The organism is Fontivita pretiosa (assembly GCF_050410795.1).
GTDB classification, from domain to species: Bacteria; Planctomycetota; Phycisphaerae; order Tepidisphaerales; family Tepidisphaeraceae; genus Fontivita; species Fontivita pretiosa.
Map to the genome: position 1 here is coordinate 1,722,026 of NZ_CP191258.1, position 22,319 is coordinate 1,744,344.

Annotated in this window: 13 protein-coding genes; 10 read left to right on the top strand and 3 right to left on the bottom strand. The window is 64.6% G+C overall.

The window, feature by feature from the left end; all coding sequences use genetic code 11:
• Nucleotides 1-345: 345 nt before the first annotated feature.
• Entirely contained in the window at nucleotides 346-2,682 is a 2,337-nt protein-coding gene (locus ACQS5P_RS07065; protein ID WP_428940191.1) for a hypothetical protein, read from the bottom strand.
• An 889-nt stretch (nucleotides 2,683-3,571) separates the two neighbouring features.
• Between ACQS5P_RS07065 and ACQS5P_RS07070 the strand changes: the two genes are divergently transcribed.
• Both ACQS5P_RS07070 and ACQS5P_RS07075 read left to right on the top strand, forming a co-directional pair.
• Nucleotides 3,572-7,189 (top strand): hypothetical protein, encoded by a 3,618-nt coding sequence (locus tag ACQS5P_RS07070; protein WP_428940192.1) that lies wholly within the window; start codon nucleotides 3,572-3,574, stop codon nucleotides 7,187-7,189.
• A 135-nt stretch (nucleotides 7,190-7,324) separates the two neighbouring features.
• Nucleotides 7,325-7,972, top strand: a complete 648-nt coding sequence (locus ACQS5P_RS07075; protein WP_428940193.1) for a hypothetical protein — start codon at nucleotides 7,325-7,327, stop codon at nucleotides 7,970-7,972.
• Here the strand turns inward: ACQS5P_RS07075 and ACQS5P_RS07080 are convergent.
• Complete coding sequence (locus ACQS5P_RS07080; RefSeq protein ID WP_428940194.1) at nucleotides 7,965-12,470, bottom strand: hypothetical protein; 4,506 nt, start codon at nucleotides 12,468-12,470, stop codon at nucleotides 7,965-7,967. The two genes, ACQS5P_RS07075 and ACQS5P_RS07080, sit on opposite strands and share 8 nt — an antisense overlap.
• Nucleotides 12,471-12,888: 418 nt before the next feature.
• On the opposite strand from ACQS5P_RS07080, the gene gatC reads away from it, so the two are divergent.
• The 5 genes from gatC (at nucleotide 12,889) to ACQS5P_RS07105 (ending at nucleotide 18,045) form a co-directional block, all read left to right on the top strand.
• The gene (gatC, locus tag ACQS5P_RS07085) at nucleotides 12,889-13,224 is read left to right on the top strand and encodes an Asp-tRNA(Asn)/Glu-tRNA(Gln) amidotransferase subunit GatC (RefSeq protein ID WP_428940195.1); all 336 of its coding nucleotides are present in this window, start codon (nucleotides 12,889-12,891) and stop codon (nucleotides 13,222-13,224) included.
• A 161-nt stretch (nucleotides 13,225-13,385) separates the two neighbouring features.
• Nucleotides 13,386-14,810: an Asp-tRNA(Asn)/Glu-tRNA(Gln) amidotransferase subunit GatA gene (gatA, locus tag ACQS5P_RS07090; protein ID WP_428940196.1), complete on the top strand. Its 1,425-nt coding sequence runs from the start codon at nucleotides 13,386-13,388 to the stop codon at nucleotides 14,808-14,810.
• Nucleotides 14,811-14,952: 142 nt separating this feature from the next.
• Nucleotides 14,953-15,387, top strand: coding sequence for a cytochrome c nitrite reductase small subunit (gene nrfH / locus ACQS5P_RS07095; protein ID WP_428940197.1), 435 nt, complete (start codon nucleotides 14,953-14,955; stop codon nucleotides 15,385-15,387).
• Between the two features lie 42 nt (nucleotides 15,388-15,429).
• Entirely contained in the window at nucleotides 15,430-17,103 is a 1,674-nt protein-coding gene (locus ACQS5P_RS07100; RefSeq protein ID WP_428940198.1) for an ammonia-forming cytochrome c nitrite reductase subunit c552, read from the top strand.
• A gap of 240 nt (nucleotides 17,104-17,343) precedes the next feature.
• Complete coding sequence (locus tag ACQS5P_RS07105) at nucleotides 17,344-18,045, top strand: hypothetical protein (protein WP_428940199.1); 702 nt, start codon at nucleotides 17,344-17,346, stop codon at nucleotides 18,043-18,045.
• 83 nt (nucleotides 18,046-18,128) lie between these two features.
• Here ACQS5P_RS07105 and ACQS5P_RS07110 read toward each other — a convergent pair whose 3' ends face one another.
• On the bottom strand, nucleotides 18,129-19,826 hold the full coding sequence (locus tag ACQS5P_RS07110; RefSeq protein WP_428940200.1) for a pectinesterase family protein: 1,698 nt from the start codon (nucleotides 19,824-19,826) through the stop codon (nucleotides 18,129-18,131).
• A gap of 259 nt (nucleotides 19,827-20,085) precedes the next feature.
• On the opposite strand from ACQS5P_RS07110, the gene ACQS5P_RS07115 reads away from it, so the two are divergent.
• From ACQS5P_RS07115 to aat, 3 genes are all read left to right on the top strand, one after another.
• The gene (locus tag ACQS5P_RS07115; RefSeq protein ID WP_428940201.1) at nucleotides 20,086-20,832 is read left to right on the top strand and encodes a prepilin-type N-terminal cleavage/methylation domain-containing protein; all 747 of its coding nucleotides are present in this window, start codon (nucleotides 20,086-20,088) and stop codon (nucleotides 20,830-20,832) included.
• A gap of 12 nt (nucleotides 20,833-20,844) precedes the next feature.
• A complete protein-coding gene (locus ACQS5P_RS07120) occupies nucleotides 20,845-21,543 on the top strand; it encodes a hypothetical protein (RefSeq protein ID WP_428940202.1) in 699 nt (232 codons plus the stop codon).
• A 74-nt stretch (nucleotides 21,544-21,617) separates the two neighbouring features.
• Complete coding sequence (gene aat / locus ACQS5P_RS07125; RefSeq protein WP_428940203.1) at nucleotides 21,618-22,205, top strand: leucyl/phenylalanyl-tRNA--protein transferase; 588 nt, start codon at nucleotides 21,618-21,620, stop codon at nucleotides 22,203-22,205.
• Nucleotides 22,206-22,319: the final 114 nt, after the last annotated feature.

Below are 22,319 nucleotides of genomic sequence, written 5' to 3' on the forward strand. Positions count from 1 at the left end.
CGTATACTTAGCTCGACTTTTGCCGTTTTCTGATGCTCAGGATCAACTGATTTTCGAGCCGATTTCGATCCGTGCAGGAGTTTTGAGAGATCCCTGGAAACGGGCGAAGGTCACAAAACCTCGGGAATGCCCGACATGTCGGGCGTTTCGCCCGACAGGCCATTCAAAAACGGCAAAAGTCGAGCTTAATGAAGTCGCAGATGGTGAACTTCCTCCCCTTGGCTTTGCGACTCCATGGACTCCACGGGCGGAACGCCGAGGACCGATCTCAAATCCGTCCGTCTCATTCATTCCACCAACACCAGCAGCCACGGATGGCAAGCATCTCGGCGGCGCTGGCGGCGGTCACGGGCCGCTGGCCGCGGGCAGCGCGTCGTCGCCGGCGGATGAGAACATGCTGTCGGCGATGCGCATCGGCGGCAGGCGCAGAGCCAGGCGGCGCTTCGCGGCGCCGGCGGCCAGGTCCGAATTGCTCGGCGGCAGCGCCGCCGCCAGGTCGATCAGTCGCAACGCATCCCCGGATGTCGTGTGGTGCCCGCGGATCAGCTCCTCATCCGCCTGATCCACCACACCGTCACGGTTGTGATCGTATCGATTCGTGATCGCGGCGGTCGCGGTGGCATTGGTGGCGGTGAGGGTTTCGTCGGCACTGTTCACCATCGCATCCGACGGCGAGTCGCCCGTTTCTCCGATGGCGTTGCCGAACACAAGCGTCTGCTCGCGCGACAGTCCGGCGATGGAGTCGGCCTTGATCGTGATCGCCAGCCACGTCTTCTGGATGGCATTGTCCGCCCAGACAAGCGTGACGCGATTGGATGAGCCGACACCGGCGGCGGGGCGATAGCTGATGGTCGGCAGCTCGGTCGCCTGGCTCCAGTCGTGATAGTTGTCGCTGTTTCCGACGCGAAAGATGAACTGCCCAAGGTTCGGGGCGGAGGTGTTGTCCCGCAGGTCGATCACGATCGCGTTCAGCCCCCTGGAGTAGGAGGTGTAGTTGACGAACCTGGCCTTGTGCCCGGGCGACAGTGGCCTTTTGTCCGGGGCGATGGCGGCGTCGTCGGCGGGGTTGGCGGCGGGATCGTTGCCGTCGAACACGCTGTTGTTGTACACCACCGCCGCGTGCGCCACCGCCGAACCGTAACGCCGCGCATACACGCCCCAACTGCTGGCGTCCTCCAGCTCGCTCTGCCAGGCGATGACGAACTCGCCGTCAGCATCGATCGCGATCGCAGGCTGAAGCTGATCGTTGATGCTGAGGCTGTTGACGCCGAACTCCGAATCAAGCGGCAGTCCTGCGGCGTTGTAGCGCTGGGCATAGATGCCGTAGCCGCCGCCGTCCTGCCCGCGACTGGTCCAGGTGATCACGAAGTCGCCGTCGGCGTCGATGGCCACGTCCGGATCGAACTGCGAACTGGTCGTATAGGTATTGACGCGGAATTCGCCACCCTGCGGCAGACCCAGGGCGTTGTACCGCTGCGCGTACACGCCGTATCCGCTGCCGTCGTGCATCCCGCCGCTCTGCCAGGCGATGACAAAATCGCCCTGAGAATCCATGGCCACACAGGGCGCATCCTGCGTGCCGGTGGTGAAGCTGTTGACGGCGAATTCATCGCCCAGCGGCACACCGGCGGCATCGTAACGTTGCGCGAAGATTCCGCCGTCGCTGCCGTCCTGTCCGTCGCTGACCCATGCGATGACGAATCCCGATCCGTCCGGATCCATGCCGATGCTCGGGGCATACTGGTAGCCGTCGGTGGTGGTGTTGACGCGGAACTCCTGTGCCAGCGGCGTGCCGGCGGCGTCGTATCGCTGGGCGTAGACTGCGGCGATGCTGCCGTCCTGGAGACTGCTGGTCCAGGCGATGACGAAGTTGCCCGCCGCGTCCATCGCCACCGCCGGCGCGTACTGGTCGCCATCGGTGAACGAATTGACGCGGAACTCTCCGCCCAAAGCGACGCCCGCGGCGCTGTATCGCTGGGCGTAGATGCCGTATCCGCTGGAGTCCTGCCCGGGACCGCTTTGCCAGACGACGACAAAATCGCCGTCGGCGTCGATGGCCACCGCCGGCGCCGTCTGCGCGCCGTTCACCGCCGTGTTGACTCTGAATTCGCTATCAACGGGCTGGCCGGATGAATTGAAGCGCTGAGCGTAGATCCCGTCGCCGCTGAGGTCCTGTAGGTTGCTGGCCCAGACGACGAGCCAATCCCCGTCGGCATCGACCGCCACGTCGGACGAATGCTGAGCATTGGCGGTAAAGGTGTTGACGGGTATTGCCGGACCGCGCGGGAGGCTGGTCGTCTGTTCGACGGCCGTGCGAACGCCGCAAAGCACCCCGCTGACCGCGGTTGCCTCGGGCACGATAATCTGCCTGGCCGGCGGCTCGATCCACAGGTCCTGGTCGGCGACGGTCAGGTTGTAGGTTGCGGCGGGCAGTTGGGCGATGGTGTACGCCCCGCGGGCGTCGCTGATGGCCGAAGGCTCATTGGCTTCGAGCAGGCCGTTGCCGTTCAGATCGACAAAGACGCGAAAAGCCGCCAGGGCTTGCTCACCCGGATCCGCCTGGCCGTCGGCGTCACGATCGTTGAACACGCTGCCGCTGATGCTGCCGCTGTCGCTGAGCAATCGACGTGCTTCCAGCGGCTCAAGGCGCGCCGGGTTTGGGCGCGGGATGCGCCTGGCCACGGGGGCTGGTGATGGCGAGCCTTGAACTCGGCCGCTTGGCATGCGGTGACCCCGCCAGGAAAGCTTGATCGTAGGAAAGACTCTTCGTCGCCGCAAAACAAAAATGGCTGATCTTCTGGCCGGCGTGTGCCCGGATGGGCTTGCGGGATCGGAGCACGCCAACCGGTATCAGGGGCGTCCGCGCCTGTCGTTTATGCACATCTCGGACCACCCGCCCGCGTTATTCGCTCAGACCCGCAGGTGCGTGCGACGAAAGTCCAGCCGAGCCAACTGTGGCATGGCCGTCCCGGCCATGCAGGATGCACTCGAGTTCGAAAGTCCGATATCCGGGTTTCATCACTCCACGCCGCTGGGCACGGGCGGGACGCCCGTGACACGTCCGAGCCAACTGTGGCATGGCCGTCCCGGCCATGCAGGATGCACTCGAGTTCGAAAGTCCGATATCCGGGCTATTCATCACGCCATGCCGCTTATCCGGACCCGCGCCACGACTGCCTGTAGCGTTGAAACAATCAATTTTATTTGCAACGGATATGCCGTTCGTTTAGACTCCGACCCGCTCAGGGCGGAGTTTACGAAGATCTCGCCGTCGCAGCAGACCGCAGGGACGCGCAGCAGTGCCTGGACCAAACGCCTTGAGGCAGACGTGGTGTTCGGGTAGCGATCCCGGCGTGAGTTGCGCCCGAAGGTAGTGCACCAAGGATTAGACATCGCCAGGAGGATTGTCGTGTTCCTCACGCATGATGCCCGCTCGTCGTTCCCGTCGTGCTCTGTTTCTACATCCCCGGCAACTTCAGCGACGGCTCAGAAGCGTGTCGGTCGCGCCCGGCTCCGCAGGCGGTTGCTGGTGCTGGGCGCGGTGGCGGCGGCCACGACGCCGATGGCGATCATGCGTGTCTCAGATCTCTGGGCACAATCCGCCGCCCCGCTGCTCCAGGTTGCCGATCAGCCCCAGACCCCCACGCAGCTTCAGACCACCGACAATCGCCCGCCGCTGTTCGCCTTCGAATCCGCCGCTCAGCCCATGGGCAACCGCGAGCGGCTGGCCAAGGGCATCGAACAGTACAACAAGCACCAGTATGAAGAGGCGTTGGCCAACCTCCAGCAGGTCGATCCCAACGCGCTGGGTCCGAAGGATCAGCAGGATCTGAAGGATTACCTGGCGCGTGCCGAGAGCGCCGCCGCCCAGCGAAAGGCGGCTCGTGCCCAGTTCGAGCTTGGGGAGCAGGCGTTGGCGGCGAACAACCCGGCGCAGGCACTGGTGCATTACCGGGCGGCGATGAACAACCGCTTCGTGGACGAAGGGACCCGCGCCAAGGCCCGCGAGCAGATCGCGGTGGCCGAGGCGGCAATGAAGCAGGCCGGGCAGTCCCTGAAGGACCTGTACGCCGATGCCGTGGCGGACTACAAGGCCGGGAACCTGGCGGAGGCGCGCAGCAAGTTCCAGCAGTTGGTGGCGGCCAACTATCGGGCCGGACTGTTCCAGAAGAGTCCGTCGGATTACCTGAAGGAGATCGACAAGCGGATGCCGGCACCTGCGGCGCCGCCGCCACCGGCCGCGCCGACGGCTGAGCAGACGGCCCAGCCGGTGACTCCGGTGCCGCGGGTAGCCGAGACTCCGGCCGCCCAGCAGCCGCCCGCGGCGCCGCCCCCGCCGCAGCCGCAGGTGGCCGTGGCGCCTCCGGCGCAACCCGCCGAGCCGCAACCCGGCTTTACGCCGGCGGCCGCGCCGCCTGCGGTGACGAGCGAAGCGGCGACGACGCAGCCGGGCGTACCGCAGGTCGTGGTGGTGCAGCCACCAGCCCCCGAGGCGGCGCCGGAAGCCGCCGAAGCCCGACCCATGGATGCCAAGTCCGCGTACCGACTGGCCCGAGAGCAGTACCGCCGCGGCGACCTGGTCAATGCCAGGAAGAATTTCGAGCTGGCGCGAGATCTTGGGTACAAGCCCGGCCTGTTTGAGGATTCGCCGGCACGCTACTTGGCGAGGATAGACGCCCGGGAGCGTCGCGAGCGTGAGGCAACGGCAGTAGCCAGCGCCCAGGAGGGCGCCGCCACAACGGCCCCGGCGGCCGACGAGGCCGAGAAGCGCCGTGCCGAGGCGCAGGCGCTGGTGGAGCAGGCGGAAGCGGCGCGGGCGGCCAATCGGCTGGACGAGGCCCGCGCGCTCTATACTCGCGCCGCCGAACTGGACCCGAACAACACCGCCGCCATCCGTGGCCGCGATGAGGTCGCGGCGCTGTTGAACATCACCACCGGGCAGCCCGATCTGCTCACCCAGCGCGAAGCACAGATCCGCCAACAGCAGCAGTACATTACCTACAGCTTCAACACGGCGATTTCCGATGCCCGGCGGGCGATCGAGGCCAAGAACTTCGCCGACGCCCGCGCCGCCATCGAGCGCGCCCGCGTCGCGCGCAACTCCAACCCCGGCATCTTCACGCCGGAACAGATTCGCCAGTTCGACACCACGATTGCCGAGACGCAACTGGCGTACGATCGGGCGATCGAAGCCGACCGGCTGGCGCAGGAGGAGGCGGCCCGTCGCACTGCCCAACAGATGTTGCGGGAGCAGCAGGAGACCGCCGAGAGACAGAAGCAGCGCACCATCCGCGACCTGATCCGCCAGGCGCGCACGCTCACGCAGGAAGGCAAGTATCAACAGGCGCTGGGGGTGATCGACCAGATTCTGACGCTGGATCCGCAGAATGACTACGCGCAAGGCGCCCGACCTCTGGTTGAGGATCGTGCGATCATTCAGGAGCAGCGCATCTACCGTGAGCGATATGACCGCAACGTGGTCCGCCAGTACAACGCCGCCGAAGAACAGAAAATCCCCTACAGCGACATCCTGAAATACCCGGAGAACTGGCCGGATCTTTCGGCGACGCGCGACCGCACAGTGGCGCAGGAGCGCGGCGAGCGGGCCGAAGACGCGGTGGTCATGGCCCAGCTCGAGCGCAAGCTGCCGGAGGTGCGATTCGATAATGTCGCGTTCGCCGATGTCATTGAGTTCCTGCGCGACGTGAGCACCGCGAACATTTTCGTGAACTGGCGAGCGCTGGAAGCAGCCGGGATCGACCGCAATGCGCCGGTCACGGCGCGGCTCCGCGATGTCAAGTTCTCCAAGGCGCTATCGACGATTCTCAGCGACGTGGGCGGCGGGCTGGTGCGGCTGGGATACACCATCGACGAGGGCGTGATCACGATCTCCACCGAGGAGGATCTGTCCAGCAACGTCGTCACCCGCGTGTACGACATCCGCGACCTGATCATCAACGTCACCGACTTCGATCAGCCGCCCGATTTCAAGCTTCAGGGCGCGCAGGTCGGCGGCGGGGGCGGCGGACAGCAGCTTTTCACCGGCACCACCGCCCAGGAGACCGAGGCCGGCACACGCGCCGATCTGGTGGACGCGATCACCTCCCTGATTCGCGACACTGTCGCCTCCGACACCTGGCGAGACAACGGTGGAACCATCGGCTCGATGCGTGAGCTTGGCGGGCAGCTCATCGTCACCCAGACCCCCGAAAACCAGCGACAGCTTGTGCGCCTGCTTGAACAGCTTCGGGAGACCCGAGCCATCCAGATCACCGTCGAAACCCGCTTCCTCAGTGTCCAGCGCAACTTCCTGGAGGACATCGGGGTCGATGTTGACATGCTGATTCCGGCCGGCCAGCTCTGGAGCCAGGTTGGAACGATCTCGGTCTCTCAGGACCACCACACCTACACTTCCCTGCCCAACCTCACGACTGGCGTGCCGGGCAACATCGCCACCGAGCTGTCGTCGGCGGTGACGGAGGGCACGATCCCGGCGACGTTCGCGATCGGCAACGGCGCCGGCGGCGGCGTGACGTTCCTGGATGACTTCCAGGTCAGTGTGCTGCTTCGCGCCACGCAGGCCACGCAGAACGCCACCGCCCTCACGGCGCCGCGGCTGACGCTGTTCAACGGACAACGCGCCTACATGGCCGTCTCCACCGACACAGCCTACGTCAGTGACCTGACTCCCATTGTCGGGACGCAGGCGGTGGCGTTCGACCCGCAGCCGGCCGTGCAACCGGCGGGCGTGATCCTGGACGTGCAGGCCACCGTCTCCTCCGACCGTAAGTACGTGACCCTGACGCTGCGACCCACGCTCACTCGCCTGCTGGATCTGGTCAACTTCCCGGTCACGGCGCTGACGGCGGGCACCGAAGGCAGCCCGCCCATCACCCAGACCGCCTTCCTCCAGCAGCCCATCATCCAGAGCACCGTGGTCCGCACCACTGTCTCGGTGCCGGATGGCGGCACGCTGCTGCTGGGCGGACAGACGCTGGCCGGCGAGGTGGAACGCGAGGCGGGCGTGCCCGTGCTGTCCAAAATCCCGTTCCTCAAACGGCTGTTCACCAACCAGTCCATGGCCAAGGACGAGCAGATCCTGCTGATCCTGGTCAAGCCGACGATCATCATTCAGCGTGAGAAGGAACAGGAACAGTTCCCGCTGCTGACGACCAAGGTTGGCGGCTGAGCCACAGCCACACAGATCAACCGGGCCGCGGCGCATCCCAGGGCCGCGGCCCGCTCGTTTGATCCGTCGCCCCAGTCGATCCGCGCGCAGGCGCACCGATCGACTCACCCCGCACGTGCGGCGCGAATTGGACTGATGGGGACTGAACCTATCATTGCCGGGATGCCGCACGCGCTGGATTACGACACGCTGCCGCCGCACAGCCGGTTGCGGCGGGAGTTCTCCGATGGCGTGCTCACGATCATCGCCGCCGCCGAAGAACCCGGACCGCTGGTTCGCCGCACGGCGCTGCATCGCTCGGCGGTCTTTGCGGCGATCCTGTTCCTGATCACGTTGCTGGTGGGCCTGCTGGTATTCGGCGCGGTCTTCCAGGCACATCGCCGGCTCATGTCGCAGACGACGATGCTGACGCTGGGCGTGGCGGCGTTGGTCTTCTGCGTGGCGCTGTTCGCGTTGATCTGGAGATTGCAATACCTGAGCCGACTCGACGCCGCCGCCCGCGCCCTGCGGCAGAACACCGTGCTGGCGGCATCAGCGGGCCGGCTGTTGATCGAAACCAGCGGCCCGTTCGGCTCGGCCGGTTATGACCTGCGTAATCAAGAGGGCCAGCAGGCGGTGCGTGCGCTGCGGCTGGGGCGATGCGGCGGTGATCGCCCGGTGGATTGCCTGGAGATTCTGCTTGGCGAGGGGACGCGGATTCACATTCTGCCCGGCCGCGACAGCGCCGAGCTGCGCTGGGTTGCTGCCGCGATCGCCCGGGCCATCCGGAACCCTGCTAGCTGATCACCAGGTCGCCGATGACCTGCCCGCCAATGTCCTGGGTGACGATCGCGCCGGCCTTGAGTCGGGCGCCGCGGCGGATGTCGCGTCCGATGTGCAGCTCGAAGATCGTGTTCCGCACATCAATCTGCGAGCCGGTAAGCATCGATCCGCCGATGCTCAGCAGCCGCACATTCCGCCTGGAGGTCAGCAGCGGCGATCCGAAGTCGCGTCCGATGGTGATCCAGTGGATGTCCTGTGAAGCGATGACTATGGCAAAGAGGCTGCCGCGGGTGCTGATCGCGTCGATCTGTCCCTCAGGCCCGTTGGCGTTGATGTAGCTGTTGCCCCGCAGCGTACCGGCGGAGACGAGCTTGATCCGCCCGGCCACGTCGAAATACGCCGCCGTCACGTCTCCGCGAACGCTGAGCCGATCCAGCCCGCCGCTGGCGAACGACAGTCCGTTGATCTGGTCGGAGATGACGATCGAGCCGGCGTGGTTGGGGAAATTGATCCGCATGGGATAATCTGGCGAGCCGGGCTGGAAACTGAACGGCTGCCCGGTAAGCGGATCGGTGAAGGTGGTATCGCGGGCGACGATGCGATACGCCTGCACCGTTCCCAGATTCAGCGCCCCGACGAAGGTGCTGTCTTCGATGACGCCGGATGCGCTCAGCCCGCCGATGCGTGGCCGGCGTTTGGTCGTCCCCAGGTAGCGATGCAGGTCGTTCAACCCCGTCAGCGCGCGTCCGGACCACTTGTCGATGTAGGCGCTTTCGCTCTGGCGGACCGAATCGGTCCAGGCCAGCGTGCTGAGCAGCCGCCCGTCGCCGCGGGCGACGATGCGCCGCAGGTCTCCGCCGGCCTCGAGCGTGGTGTCGCGAATCCCGTATCCGTCCGTGACGATGCCTGCCGCCACGTTGCTGCCGAGGCTGTTGAAGAAGCTGTTGATGACTCCGAACCCGCCAGTGATTGTGATCGGGCCCTGGTCGGCGGCGGCGACGTAGGTGCCGATGATCCCGCCCGGGCCATCGATGCGGATGCCGCCGATGTCGAACAAGGGCGTGGTGTAGTTGTCGGCGATCAGTTCGGGGATGACGGTCGCGTTAATCGTCTCGCGGCTCTGGTCCATCGTGGTGACGATCATGAGGTCGGCGTCGATGATGGACGCGCCGCCCTTGAGGCTGATCTGCCCGATGCCCGCGGTCGGACCGGTGATGATGGCGCCGGTGGTCGGATCGGTCGCGATGGCAAAGCCGCCGTAGGTGGCGGCGACGATGTCGCCTCGAATGTCGTGCCCCATGCCTCGGGCGACGACCGCGTCGATCTGGTTTTCGGCGAAGATGCCGCTGAAGCCGACGTCGCCGCTGCCGCTGGGCGGCAGGCCTTCGCCAACATTGACCGTCAGGATGTTGCCCAGCGCCGGGTTGGGCGATCCGGGCGTGTGCAGGGCAAAAATGGGGCCGTTGATGCCTTCCAGCACTCCTGCAACGTTCTTGCGGTCGGAATTGGCTTCGACCGTGCCGATGGTTCCGTTGGCGGCGATATTGCCCAGTCCGCGGCGGGCACGCACGGTGATGATGTCTCCGCCAGTGCCGGTCTCCAGCGGCCCGGTCGGACCAATCGCCTGCACCAGATTCCGCTGCTGATTGAACGGATAGAGCGTGGTAAGGATGGTTGCGCCGTTGACCGCGGCGCCCGTGGTGCTTCGGGCCAGGCCAATGGTCTCGGCCTCCAGCAGGTTGATGTCCGCCGCCAGCACGTTCACGATCTCGCCAGTTGTGTCATTGACGATGTTGGTGAAGTTGGTGGTTGGCGAGTTGATGCTCCAGACATCGATCGGGGAACGTCCACGGAAGAACACGCCGATGGGGATCACGCCGGTCAGCGGCTGAGTAAAGGTCCGCTGCGCCGGATTGAAAGTGTAGGGAGTTCCGACGGCGGCGACGGTGATCTGACCGATCTCGGCGCTGCCGATGCGTCCGCGGGCGCCGGTTCGGACGACCAGGGTTTCCGGCGGGGGGACCTGTCCCTGGCCGACGGCGATGCCCGGTGTGACCAGCACGTCGGTGATGACCACGCCGGCCTTGCCGCGGATCGGGTAGGTCTGCACGGTCAGGGATCCGCCGAAGACGCCGATGCCGCCGACCACGTCCGGGTTGCCGACCTGCTGGGCGGGGATGAGCGTGATCTCGGTGCCGGAGTCGTCGGTGATGTGGGCGATTTCACCCGGGTCGTACTGATGCGGCGCCGGTTGCCCGGCACCGAAGAAGCGGTCGTTGAAGATCTGTCCACCCACGCGGATGTAGCGGACGTTGCCGTTGGGTCCGGTGGCGATGGAAGGTCCACCTTCGCGAAGCGTGCCGAAATCGCCCGTGATGTCGATCAGGTCGATGATGCCGTCGCTGCCGCGCTTGTCCACGTTCACCAGCCAAACCGGCGCGTCAAAGTTGCGGGAGACAATCGGATCCTGCGGCACCACGCGGGCAGCGCGAATCATGCCGATGGCGCCGTTGGCCAGCAGGTTTCCGCTCAGGCTCGTGCCGGATTCGACAAGCTGGATGTTTCGCCCGACCGCGATCGACGGGCTGACAGCATCGACGTTGCTGAAAGGCGTGGGGAACAGAGCCCTGTCGTCATTGATGGTCAGGACCGAGTCTTGCTCGTCCAAGCCGGTGGTGCGGATCAGGCCGATGCTGCCCCGCGGTACCAGCAGGTCGGGTCCGGACTCACCCACAAAGTCGCGCAGGTTGGGGTCGCCCTGGCGAATGATGCCGATGGACAGGGCCTCCATGGAGCGGAGGTTTCCCTGTCGGACCACCCACGGCGCGCCGAAGAGAGAGAAGATCGTTCCGGCGCCCAGCGTTCCGGCCCGCACCGCGCCCAGATCGCCACGCAACACGCTCACGCTGTTGTCGAAGTCGGTGGTGGCGATGTGGTTTTCGGCGATCAACCCGCCCAGTGCCAAATCGCCGACATTGAGGATTCGCAGCCGATAGTTGGGCGGCACCGCCACCTGCGATTCGCCGCCATCCAGTATGCCGTTGAAGTTGATGTCTCCGCGCAGGGCGATGGCGACGCGGTAGGCGCCGGGCCGATCGGCGGTGAACCGCATCGGCTGGTTCCAGTAGCTGTCGGCCTTGATGTTGGAGTAGTCGGTCATAATCAACCGACCATCCGGATCGTAGATGCCCACACCTGCGGGAGTGTCCAGCACGCGCACTTCGACGGTCTGTCCGGCCAGCAAGGAAAAGGCGTAGTAATCCACAGCCGGCCCGAGGGTTCCGCCGCCGTCGAGCACGCCATCCAGCTCGATGACCTGATCGCTGCGGAGGCTGCTGTTCCAGGTGCTGCCCAGGTATTGGGCGGTATCGAAGGTATCGTTGTAGAACGCCGCCAGCGGCGTCTGGCCGCCGATCACGATGTCGTAGCCAAAAAACGAAGGATCGAAGTAGCTCAGTGCGCCCTGGAGTCCGGGCAATTTGCGCTCGATTTCTTTCTGATTGATTCCCGGCCCACGGCGAGCGGGGCTGTTGATGACCGTGACCTGCCCGAGGAACGAATCGATGGCTTTGATCTGCCCGATCTTGCCGCCGACTTCCAGATCAAAACCGGTCTTATAAACGAAGTCTTCGATGCGATCGTTGAGCACGCCTTCGCCGGTCAGACTCAGCGTGCCGAAGGAGTTGAGCGTCAGCAGATTTCGCAGGTCGCGGGCGACGTAGAAGTTGCGGCTGTTGGAGCTGGTGCTGTTCTGAGGGATGCCCGCGGCGTCGCCGGTGAGGATGTTGTTGGCGTAGAACGTCTCCATGCTCCCGCCAAGGTTCACCCGCCCGGTGATCGTCCCGCCGAGGAAAAACTTGCCCAGGTCCTGCCCGGCGGCGACCTGTAATCCGGCGTACAGCGGTCCTGCGCTGGCAGGGCGCATGCCGAAGCGGCGTTCGCTGGACTGGATCACGGGGATGCTGTCGAAAGGCTCGTCCAGTTGGTCGGAAGTCAGCGCCCCGATGAACGCCCCGCCGGTCAGTTCCAGCGTTTCTTCGGTGGAGAAATTGATCGCGTTGGCGTAGCGGAGCGTCATGGTTCCGGTCTGCGGATCCATGTGCGCGTTGTTCCCCTCGGTCATCTGCGCGATCGAGATCGCCGAGTTGATGTCGGATCGCAGCACGTAGATGGAAAAGAGGAACACATCGCTGGTTTCGGCGCTGGCGGGGACCAGGTCGGCGGGTGTGACGTCCAGGGCAAAGCCGCTGCCGCTGACGCGTCCGCCGATGAACTCGGCCGTGATGTTGCCCGTGACCGAGATGCGGATGACCGCGTCGCCGTTGGGCTGTCGGTACTCGAAGAACGACTGCCCATCGTAGATGGTGCCGGTGCCCTGGAAGGTTCCATTGACCAGGGCGGTGAGCAGTTGCCGCTTTTCCAGCGGTTCAAGCGTCGCGCGGGCGACGCGCGCCAGGGTGTTGCCGGTGCGGCACGAGCGTGGTTTGCTGAGGCGACGACGGAACGGACGAAACGCCATGCGTAGTCCTCCACAGTCGTCGGCGACGCGCCCGATGAAGATGCTGGCTGTGAGCGATGCCCCGCGCAGCGCGGCGCGACGACTGAAAACTCGGTAAAGGCGGTAGGTCGATCAGGCGGGCTCGCGTGCCTGCTTTGCCTGGACGGGCATGCAGGCACTGTCAGGTCGGCGACAAGCTCACCAGGCCAAGCTCACGACGATCGCCCCTACGTCTTTCGGTGTCGATTCTTCGGTGTCACTATGGGGTCCACACGCCCCTGCGTTCTAGCAGTACGGTTTAACAGTGTCAACGACTTACAAACGGCGCGACAGCACCGCCGCAGCCCGCTTTTGCCTTGGAAAACCGCATGCCGCCAGCCCGGCGAGCATATGTTCGGGGGCTTGCCGAGTGCGGCTGGCCTGGGGTACAACCCAGGCGATGTCGGACAATGTCCCCAGCAGCGATCGCAAGATCACCCTTGACGAGCTTCGCCACGTCGCCCGGCTTGCCAGGCTCGAATTGTCTGACCAGCAGCTTCACCGCTTCACCGAGCAGATCGAGGCGATCCTGGAATACGTGGCCAAGATCGGGCAGGTGGACGTCAGCGGGATCGAGCCGATGGCCCATGCGGTGCGGCTGGTGAACGTCTTCCGCGACGACCAGCCACAACCGGCCCTGCCGATCGAAAAAGTGCTCCAGAACGCTCCGGAGACCGACGGACCGTTTTTCAAGGTTCCCAAGGTCATTGGCGGGGAGGAGGACAGCGCCGGGTGACTTTACCGCGGACAAGCTTTTGCTCGGCTGTCTGCCCGGAATCCACCCATCCGCCGCCTTAACGACGCCGCGACATCGCAGGGCATTTCCCGTTTTCTCGATTCGCTTTAACATCGTCGCCCATGCTGGCTTTCGATACCCTTCTGGCCGCGCGTGACGCGATGCGAAGTCGCAAGATCTCGTCGCAGGAGCTGACCCGTCAGGTGCTGGAGCGAATCCAACGGCTTGAGCCGACGATCGGAGCGTACAACAGCGTCTGGGCCGATCGCGCGCTGGAGCGGGCGCGACAGATCGATCAGGACAGCCACCTGGCGGGCGGCGAGTTATCGGGCCTGCCCATCGCGATCAAGGACAACCTGTGCACCAGCTACGGGCTGACGACCTGCTCGTCGAGGATGCTGGCCAGCTTCCGCTCGCCCTATGATGCGACGGTGATCCGCAAGCTGGAGCAGGCCGGCGCGGTAATCGTGGGCAAGACGAATCTGGATGAGTTTGCGATGGGCAGCTCGACGGAGAACAGCGCCACGAAGATCACGCGCAATCCCTGGGATACCGACCGCGTGCCGGGCGGAAGCTCGGGTGGATCGGCGGCAGCACTGGCGGCGGGCATGTGCTGCGGGTCGATCGGCTCGGACACCGGCGGCTCGATCCGCCAACCCGCGGCGTTGTGTGGGCTGGTCGGAGTCAAGCCCACCTATGGCCGGGTCAGCCGCTACGGACTGGTCGCGTTTGCCTCCTCGCTGGATCAGATCGGGCCGTTCGGGCGCACCGTCGCCGACGCGGCTCTGCTGATGAAGGTCATCGCCGGGCATGATCCCAAAGACTCCACCAGCGCGCCAGAGCCTGTGCCTGATTACCTGGCCGATCTGCAAGAGCCTGTTCGCCCGCTGCGAATCGGGATCGTGAAGGAATATGACCTGAGCAGCGGCATCGACCCGCAGGTGAACAGCGCCATCGAGAAAGCGATCCAGCTCTATCAGTCGCTTGGTGCGCAGATCGTGCAGGTGAGCCTGCCCCACACCGAATACGCCATCGCCGCGTACTACATCATCGCGCCGTGCGAAGCTTCGAGCAATCTGGCCAGGTATGACGGGGTTCACTTCGGGCATCGCACCCGGGAGCCGGTCAGCGACATCGTCGAATTGTTCAGCAAGACGCGTTCGGAAGGTTTCGGCGAGGAGGTTCAGCGGCGGATCATGATCGGCACGTATGCTTTGTCGGCCGGGTACTATGATGCGTACTACAATCGTGCCTTGAAGGTACGGACTCTGATCCGCAGGGACTTTGACGCGGCGTTTGCGCGATGCGATGTGATTCTGTGTCCCACCTCGCCCACGCCCGCGTTCAGGATCGGCGAGAAGACCGGGGATCCGCTTCAGATGTATCTGGTGGACGTGTTCACGGTGACCGCGAACATTGCCGCCCTGCCGGCCATCAGCCTGCCCTGCGGGTTCACTTCCGACCAGAAACCCCTGCCGATCGGGATGCAGTTGATCGGCCCGGCGTTCAGTGAACAGCGACTGCTGCGGATCGCGCACATGTATGAGCAGGCGACGGACTGGCACAGGAGGCGGGCGGCGTTGTAAAACGCCCGCCGCAAAATGGCGCCTTTACAGGATAAACATATCCACTTATAAGTACGCGTGCTCGGCCGCTTGATGCAGTGTTCTGAACCGAACCATTAGCCCTGGTGGTGCACAGGTGTTCAGGCTCAGCAAACCATCGCTCGTGATCGCCATCCTCCTGGGCGCCATCACCGGCCTGGGCGCGTTCACCTTCGACTACGGGGAAGGCTTGAGCTATTTCTCCACCGATCCCCGCGCCTGCACCAACTGTCACATCATGAACGACCAGTTCAACTCCTGGACCAAGGCCTCGCACCACGGCTTTGCCACCTGCGTCGATTGTCATCTGCCCCATGAGCTGCTGCCCAAGTACATCGCCAAGGCCGACAACGGCTTCTGGCACTCCAAGGGATTCACCTTCCAGGACTTTCACGAGCCGATCATGATCAGGCCCCGCAACGCGAAGATCCTGCACGACAACTGCATGCGTTGCCACGAGGACTTCGTGCACAACATCGTCGCCGGCAGCACAACGGCCAAGGATGCGGTCAACTGCATTCAGTGTCATCGCGCCGTCGGGCATGGGGCCTGGAGGTAAGCAGTCGTGTGATGAGGTGATGGGAAGATCAGGAGATCAGCGATGAGCGAGAAAGACTCTTGTGCCGGTGGTTCGGGCCAGCCACAGCAGCCGCGTGATTCGCATCGCGCCAAATCGTTGTTGGGTTTCGCGATCATTGTGGTGGTGTGCGCGGCGATTGTCTTTGCGCTTGTCGGACTGCTGATGTCGATCTTTCAGCGCAAGTACGAGGCGAAGAATCCATGGGTCAGACTCGTGGAAGTCGATGAGAACACGTCCGATCCGGCCCAGTGGGGCAAGAACTGGGCGCGCGAGTTCGACGCCTACAAGCGCACGGTTGACACCACGCGAACGAGATTTGGCGGGTCCGAAGCATTCCCCCGACAGAAGGCCGAGGAGTTTCCCTGGCTCACGCCGATGTTCCAGGGATATGCGTTCGCGATCGACTACCGCGAGCGCCGCGGGCATGCGTACATGCTGGCCGACCAGGAGATGACCCGCCGCGTCACCGAAAAGCCGCAGCCGGGCGCGTGTCTGCACTGCCATGCGTCGGTGGTTCCGACCTGGCGGCGAATCGGCGCCGCGGCGCTGGGCAGGCCGTTTTCGGAAAAGACCTACGACTTCGACTGGCCCAGCGTGATGAAGGGTTTCGAGCTGCTCAGCGCCATGACCTATGAGCAGGCGCACGCCGAGCTGCTCAAAACGCCCGATGGAACGCCCCATGAGATCAGCCCGCTGCCGGGCGGCTCGAGCCTGGCCACCACTACGGCGGCCAACCTCCAGACCGCCACCGCCCCCACCACCGCCGAGGCGCTGGCCCGGCATGTCGGCGAGGCCCACCCCGTAAGCTGCGTCGATTGCCATAACCCCCAGACCATGGAGCTGCGCGTCACCCGACCCGGATTCGTCCTGGGCATCCAGGCGCTGGCTCGCAGCGATGCGCCTGTGCCTCATTTGGCCAGCATCGAGCGCTGGCGACAGGGCAAGCGGGCGCAACCGTACGATCCGAATGTGGACGCGACCCGCCAGGAGATGCGTTCCTTCGTCTGCGGACAGTGTCACGTCGAGTACTATTGCGGCCCAAAGGAGACTCTGTTCTTCCCCTGGGACAATGGGCTGAAGGTCGAGCACATCGAAAAGACCTACGACCAGCACAAGTTCCCCGATGGAACGCGGTTTTTCGACTGGAAGCACGCGATCACCGGGGCCGAGGTGCTCAAGGCCCAGCATCCGGAGTTTGAGCTGTGGAGCCAGGGGATCCATGCCCGCGCTGGCGTGGCGTGCGCGGACTGCCACATGCCGTATGTTCGCGTCGGCGCGATGAAGATCTCCGACCACTGGGTCCGCAGCCCCCTGCTGCCCGACAACATCAACCGCGCCTGCCAGACCTGCCACCGCGTCAGCGAAACCGAGTTGCTGGCCCGGGCCGAAGCCATTCAGAACCGCACGCACGACCTCATGCAGCGCGCCGGAACGGCGCTGGTGGACATGATCGAGGCGATCAAGGCCGCCAAAGCCGCCGGCGCAACCGACCAGCAGCTTCAGCCGATCTACAGCCTGCAGCGAAAGGCGCAGTGGCGGCTGGACTTCGTCGCCGCCGAGAACTCCATGGGCTTCCACGCCGATCAGGAAGCGGCCCGGATTCTGGGCGAGTCGATCGACTATTCGCGACAGGCGCAACTTGCGGCGCGGCTGCTGGCACCAGCCACCCAACCGACCGTGGCGTCGGGAGATTGACGCATCCATCGCCTTTGATCCAGCACGCGGAGCCAGTGCAGCAGCCGGTTTGGTCCGGTGATTGCATTGCCTCAGGACGACCGGTGTGTGGATCGTGCGCGCCGCGACAGAAAGCGGCCAAAACCGCGACAATCGCGTCACTCTGTCGCATGGCGTGTGCGTCAATTTGTCATCCACACGAAGAGCGTGTCGATGTCGGCACGCGCCGGTCGCTAGTCTCTGCCTTGTCGAGGACACCCTATGACTCAACAAACGACGTACACCACGAGCAGTGGCGGAGGGACCACGACGTTCATTACGCCGTTTGATCGCGTCCGCTGGGGGCCGATCCTGGCCGGACTGTTCGCCGCCATGTCCACGTTGACTGTCCTGAGCGTGCTTGGGCTGGCGATCGGGCTGTCGGCCTGGGATCCGGGTCAGAACATCCGTGCCTGGTCGTGGGGCGCGGGAATCTGGTCGATCCTCAGCGCGCTGATCTCATTCTTCGTAGGTGGATGGATTGCAGCGCGGTCGGCGGCTGCCGCCGGTGAACGCAACGGCCTGCTCAACGGGGCGATGGTCTGGGCGGTGGCAATCCCGCTATTGCTGTTCCTGCTGGGCGGAGGTTTCGCCTCATTGGCCCAGATCGCCGTCGCAGGCAGCGATCGGCAGGTTGTGTATCTGGATCGCAGCGGGCAGACGCTGTTCGATCGCGCCCGCATGGCCGCCGGAACAGTTGATACCGGCGACACCAGCAGTTCCGCCGCACAGCCGCCGTCCGGCACCGCGGCGCCGCCCAGCGAACAGGCGCGCCGTGACGCCGCCGTCGGCGCCTGGTGGACACTGATCTCCCTTGTGCTGGGGTTGTGTGCTGCGGCGGTTGGCGGACTGACCGGCGCCCGCATGGTCGGCCAGACCGTCACCACCACAGCCACCAGCACCAGCAGCTCCACGGGCGGTTGACGTTGCCCGACGGCTGGGCCGCGCCGGTAGCAACGCTGTCGTGACGACACGTTACTGCCGTGACGACACGTTACTGCTGGACGTCACGGCTGGCCGGTCGGATCCCAGCCGTCCGTGCCGCCAAGGATGTTTTGCAGCGTGTACCGCGCCGCCTCCTCGTGGCTGAGCTGCCGCGACCACGGCACCCGCCGCGAGGAGTCGGCGCCGGGTCCGCTGTTGGCGTATTCAACGTAACGGGCGGTTTTCTCGTTTTCGGGCTTGCCCCAGTTGTGCCATCCCTCCGGGCGAATGTGCCCGCCCAGGTGACAGCGGATGAACGCCACCGCCGCCCAGGGGCGCCATGGCCGGCCCAGATAGGCCGCTTCCCCCTCGCCCGTCAGCGTGCAGTTTAAGAACACCATTCCGAAGGGCTGATCCTGTGGTGTGCTTGCAGCGGTGATGTATCCGCCGTCCTTGCTGTGAATCTGGCAGTTCTCGAATACCACCGTCGCCGCGCCGTAGATGAAGTCCACCCGACCCTCGATGTAGCAATCGCGAAAATAGTGCCGCTTGGAGTGAACCAGCAACGTGTCCTGCCAGCCCAGCAACCGGCAGTTGATAATCATGGCCCGGTCGCCCTGGAGTCGCAGCGCCATGGCCTGCCCGTGGTCGCCGCTGGTATTGCGGAAGGTCAGGTCGCGTGCCACAAACCCATCGGCCAGCACGATCACCCCGTTGCCGCCCATTTTGTTCGGCACACCTGCGGGAACCGGATCCGTCACGTTCAGGGCGTAGGTCAGGATGGTTCTGTCGGGGCCATGCCCCTGGAATGTGACGTTCTGCTTGGATCGCGGCAGGACGATCGGACCGGTGTACACGCCGGGCTTGAGCACAATGGTCGTTCGATCGGCGTTGTTGTCGGGCACGGCGGCGATCGCCTGCTGCACGGTAACAAAATCCCCGCTGCCGTCGGCGGCGACGGTGATCGTCCGGGCGCCTTTGGGCGTGGGCGGCTCGCCCGCGGCGGCGAGTTGTTCGGCAGCCGGGCCGGTGGTCGGTACAGTCGTCGGCTGAGTGCTGGCCTGTCGCTTCTGCGGCGGAATGTATCCGCGGATGTGCGGTTTGAGCTGCGGCATGGTCCGGCGCAGCGCCCAGGCCACGTATGGCCCGACTACCTCGCTGCCGACAACGTTCAAATGCGTGCCGTCCACTCCGCCGTCCGCTCGCCTGGGGCTGATCAGCTCACACCCCTTTGGCCCAAGCGATTCATACACTCCGATCGACCACTCATGCAGGTCGATCAGCGGAACCTCTTTTTCCGTCGCCACCGCCTTGGCAGCCTGGACGTAAGCCGTCAGATCCGAACGGATGTGGATGCCGTCGTCGGCCCAGCGGCGACGGCTTAAGGATGTGACGATGACCGGTTTGGCGCCGATGGCGCGGGCTTCATCGATGTAGCGCGCCAGGTTCGCGCGGTAGGTGGTATCCGGATCAGTCTGACGCTCAGGCCCTTTGCCAGGCTGATCGTTGTGACCAAACTGGATCAGCACCACATCGGGTCTGGCATCCAGCACCTGTTGCCACAGCCCCTCGTCACGAAAGCTCTTTGAGCTTCGCCCGCCGCGAGCGAGGTTCACGCATTCGGCAGAATCGTTCAGGGCCTTGGCAAAGCCCAGCCCCCACCCGGCCGAGTCGGTCACGGTCGAATCCCCCGCCAGCACGATCCGCACGCGACTCGGGGCCGACGAGGCCTCGCCCGGATTCTGCTGCGACCATGCCAGGCACTGCCATACACATAACATCAGAGGTACAATAATGATTCGATTCATAGGGTTCTGAATGCCGCAATTGACGCACAGGGAGCCGATTGCATCGCAGTTGTCGGCGTGCTGCTACCGTACGCGTGGATGAGCAGAAAACAAGCCCCCGGGCAAACGCCTCAGCCAACAGCGCGATGGGAAAAGGGGCGCATGTCAGGGGCACGGGCAACAAATCGACCGCGACAGCGTCTTAACAAGGGGTGTTTACGCTCGGCGGCGGCCAGGAGAAGAAGGTGACCTGATGAACCGATCCTCGTCCATGCGCGGTTTTACGCTGGTGGAGCTGCTGGTGGTCATCGGCCTGATTGCCGTGCTCATCGGCCTGCTCATGCCCGCACTCCAGCGTGCTCGCCAGCAGGCCAAGAGCGTGCAGTGCATGTCCAACCTGCGGCAACTGGGGATCTACCTGCAAACCTACTCGAATGAGAACAAGGGATGGCTGTTTCCCGTCGGACCGGAGGATCCGATCACGAAAATCCCCATGACCTATGGAACCAACGTCTGGCCGCACCTGCGCTGGCCGATGCGCGTGCCCAAGCTCGTCGAGCATCCGCCGGACAAACTGCCCTACGATCCGAATCAACCTTATCAGTTTGACCCGCGGCAGCCGGACTTCTATCCGGCGGCGCCGTTTACGCCGCCGATCATGCTCTGCCCGGCCGACTACGAGCCCGCCGCGGCGCATTCGTATCTGCTGAACAAGCATCTGGCCGACCAGCGGATTCGCGCAGGCACGCGGAATTTCGGCGGGCTGACCTCGCCCGAGGTCGTGGTCATGGGCGAAAAGATCACCGACGAGGCAGACTATTACATGGAGCGAGGCGACTTCAACGAGAAAGTAGAGCAGTTCCGCCACGGCGTGAAGCTGGGATCCAATTACCTGAAGCTGGACTGGCACGTGGACACGCTGCCGCCGCGCGAAGCGCTGACGGGAATGGATCCCTGGGCGTTGCGCCTGCCGGAACCGCAGCCTCAGCCACAGCCATAGGGGGATTTGCCGATGAAGACAGGACCGATCACAGACCAGCCGACGGCGCCGACAGGTCGCGGACAGGTGCCGCCGTGGGTGGGGCTGGCGATCACGCTGGCGCTGCTGGCGGCGGGCGCGGGAGGGCTGTGGTGGCACTTCACCCGGCCGGATTCTTCAGAACTGGTGGAGGTCAGGCCCGAGCGTGGCCCCGGCGCCCGCGGCGGCGCGGCAAGCCCGGCGGTGCAGGTCCAGCTCGACGGCGTTCGCCAGCGACCCAATGGAAACTACCAGGTACACGCCGGCGATGTGTTGATGACCGCCGTCAAGCCCGCCGCTGCGGACAAGCCCTGGACATTTCGCTTCACCAGCACCAGTCGGGATCTGCTCACCGCCGAGCAGAACGCGGCGCTGATCGCCCGGATGCGCCTGCCCATGGATCGCCGGTTTGCAGAATCCCTGAAGGTGACCGAAGAGCAGCTCAAACGGCTGCGCGACGTTGGCAGCGGTTCGGCGCTTCTGGTCAGCCCCGACGATCAGCAGAGAATCAGCCAGTTGTGGAATGCTTACCTGACGGCGGCCGACAAGACGCTCGCCGAACGTGAGCTGATCAGCACTTTGCGGCAGGTGGGGCAGCGAAGTCTGGAGCCCACGAAGCGCGACATCGCCGAGCGAGTCAAACAGATCCAGTCGATCCTGACTCCCGAGCAGATCGCGGCGTTCAGACAGTGATCGGTTGATGAGCCGGTCCGCTGATCACTGCCGCATTGCAATTCCCCTTGCAGGGCAACACAATTCTGTTCGCCATGCGTTCGGTTGCGTTGGATCCGGAAACACTGCTGGTGGCGTATTCGCAGGGCGCGTTCCCGATGACCGACAGCGACGGGACGACGCGCTGGTACACCGCCGATCCGCGCGGCATCATCCCGCTGGAGACTTTCCACGTCCCGCGATCGCTCCGGCAGATCATCCGTCAGAAGCGATTCGAGATCCGCATCAACTATGACTTCGAGCGGGTGATGCGAGCATGCATGGAGGCTCGCCCGGAAGGAAGCTGGATCAGCGAGCAACTGATTGCGGTCTACACCCAGCTCCATGAGCTGGGATACGCGCACAGTGTGGAGGCGTGGCGGGAAGGGCAACTGGCCGGGGGGCTGTACGGCGTGAGCCTGGGCGCGGCTTTTTTCGGCGAGAGCATGTTTCACTACGTCCGCGATGCCAGCAAAGTGGCGCTGGTGGCGCTGGTCGAGCGCCTCCGCGAGCGAGGATACGAGCTTCTGGACACCCAGGCGGCCACGCCGCATCTGCGCCGCTTCGGCTGTATCGAAATCCGCGCCGAAGACTACATGCGTCGGCTGAAGCGTGCGCTATCCAGAAAGTGCAGCTTCGTGTAATGCCGAAGGTCGAGTGTGAAATGTCCCGCAGCATCGCGCTGGCCTGTGTCATGGGCGTCCGGCCCGTGCCGGGTGGCATGGCCCAGTGAATAGCCCGAAGATCAGACTTTCAAA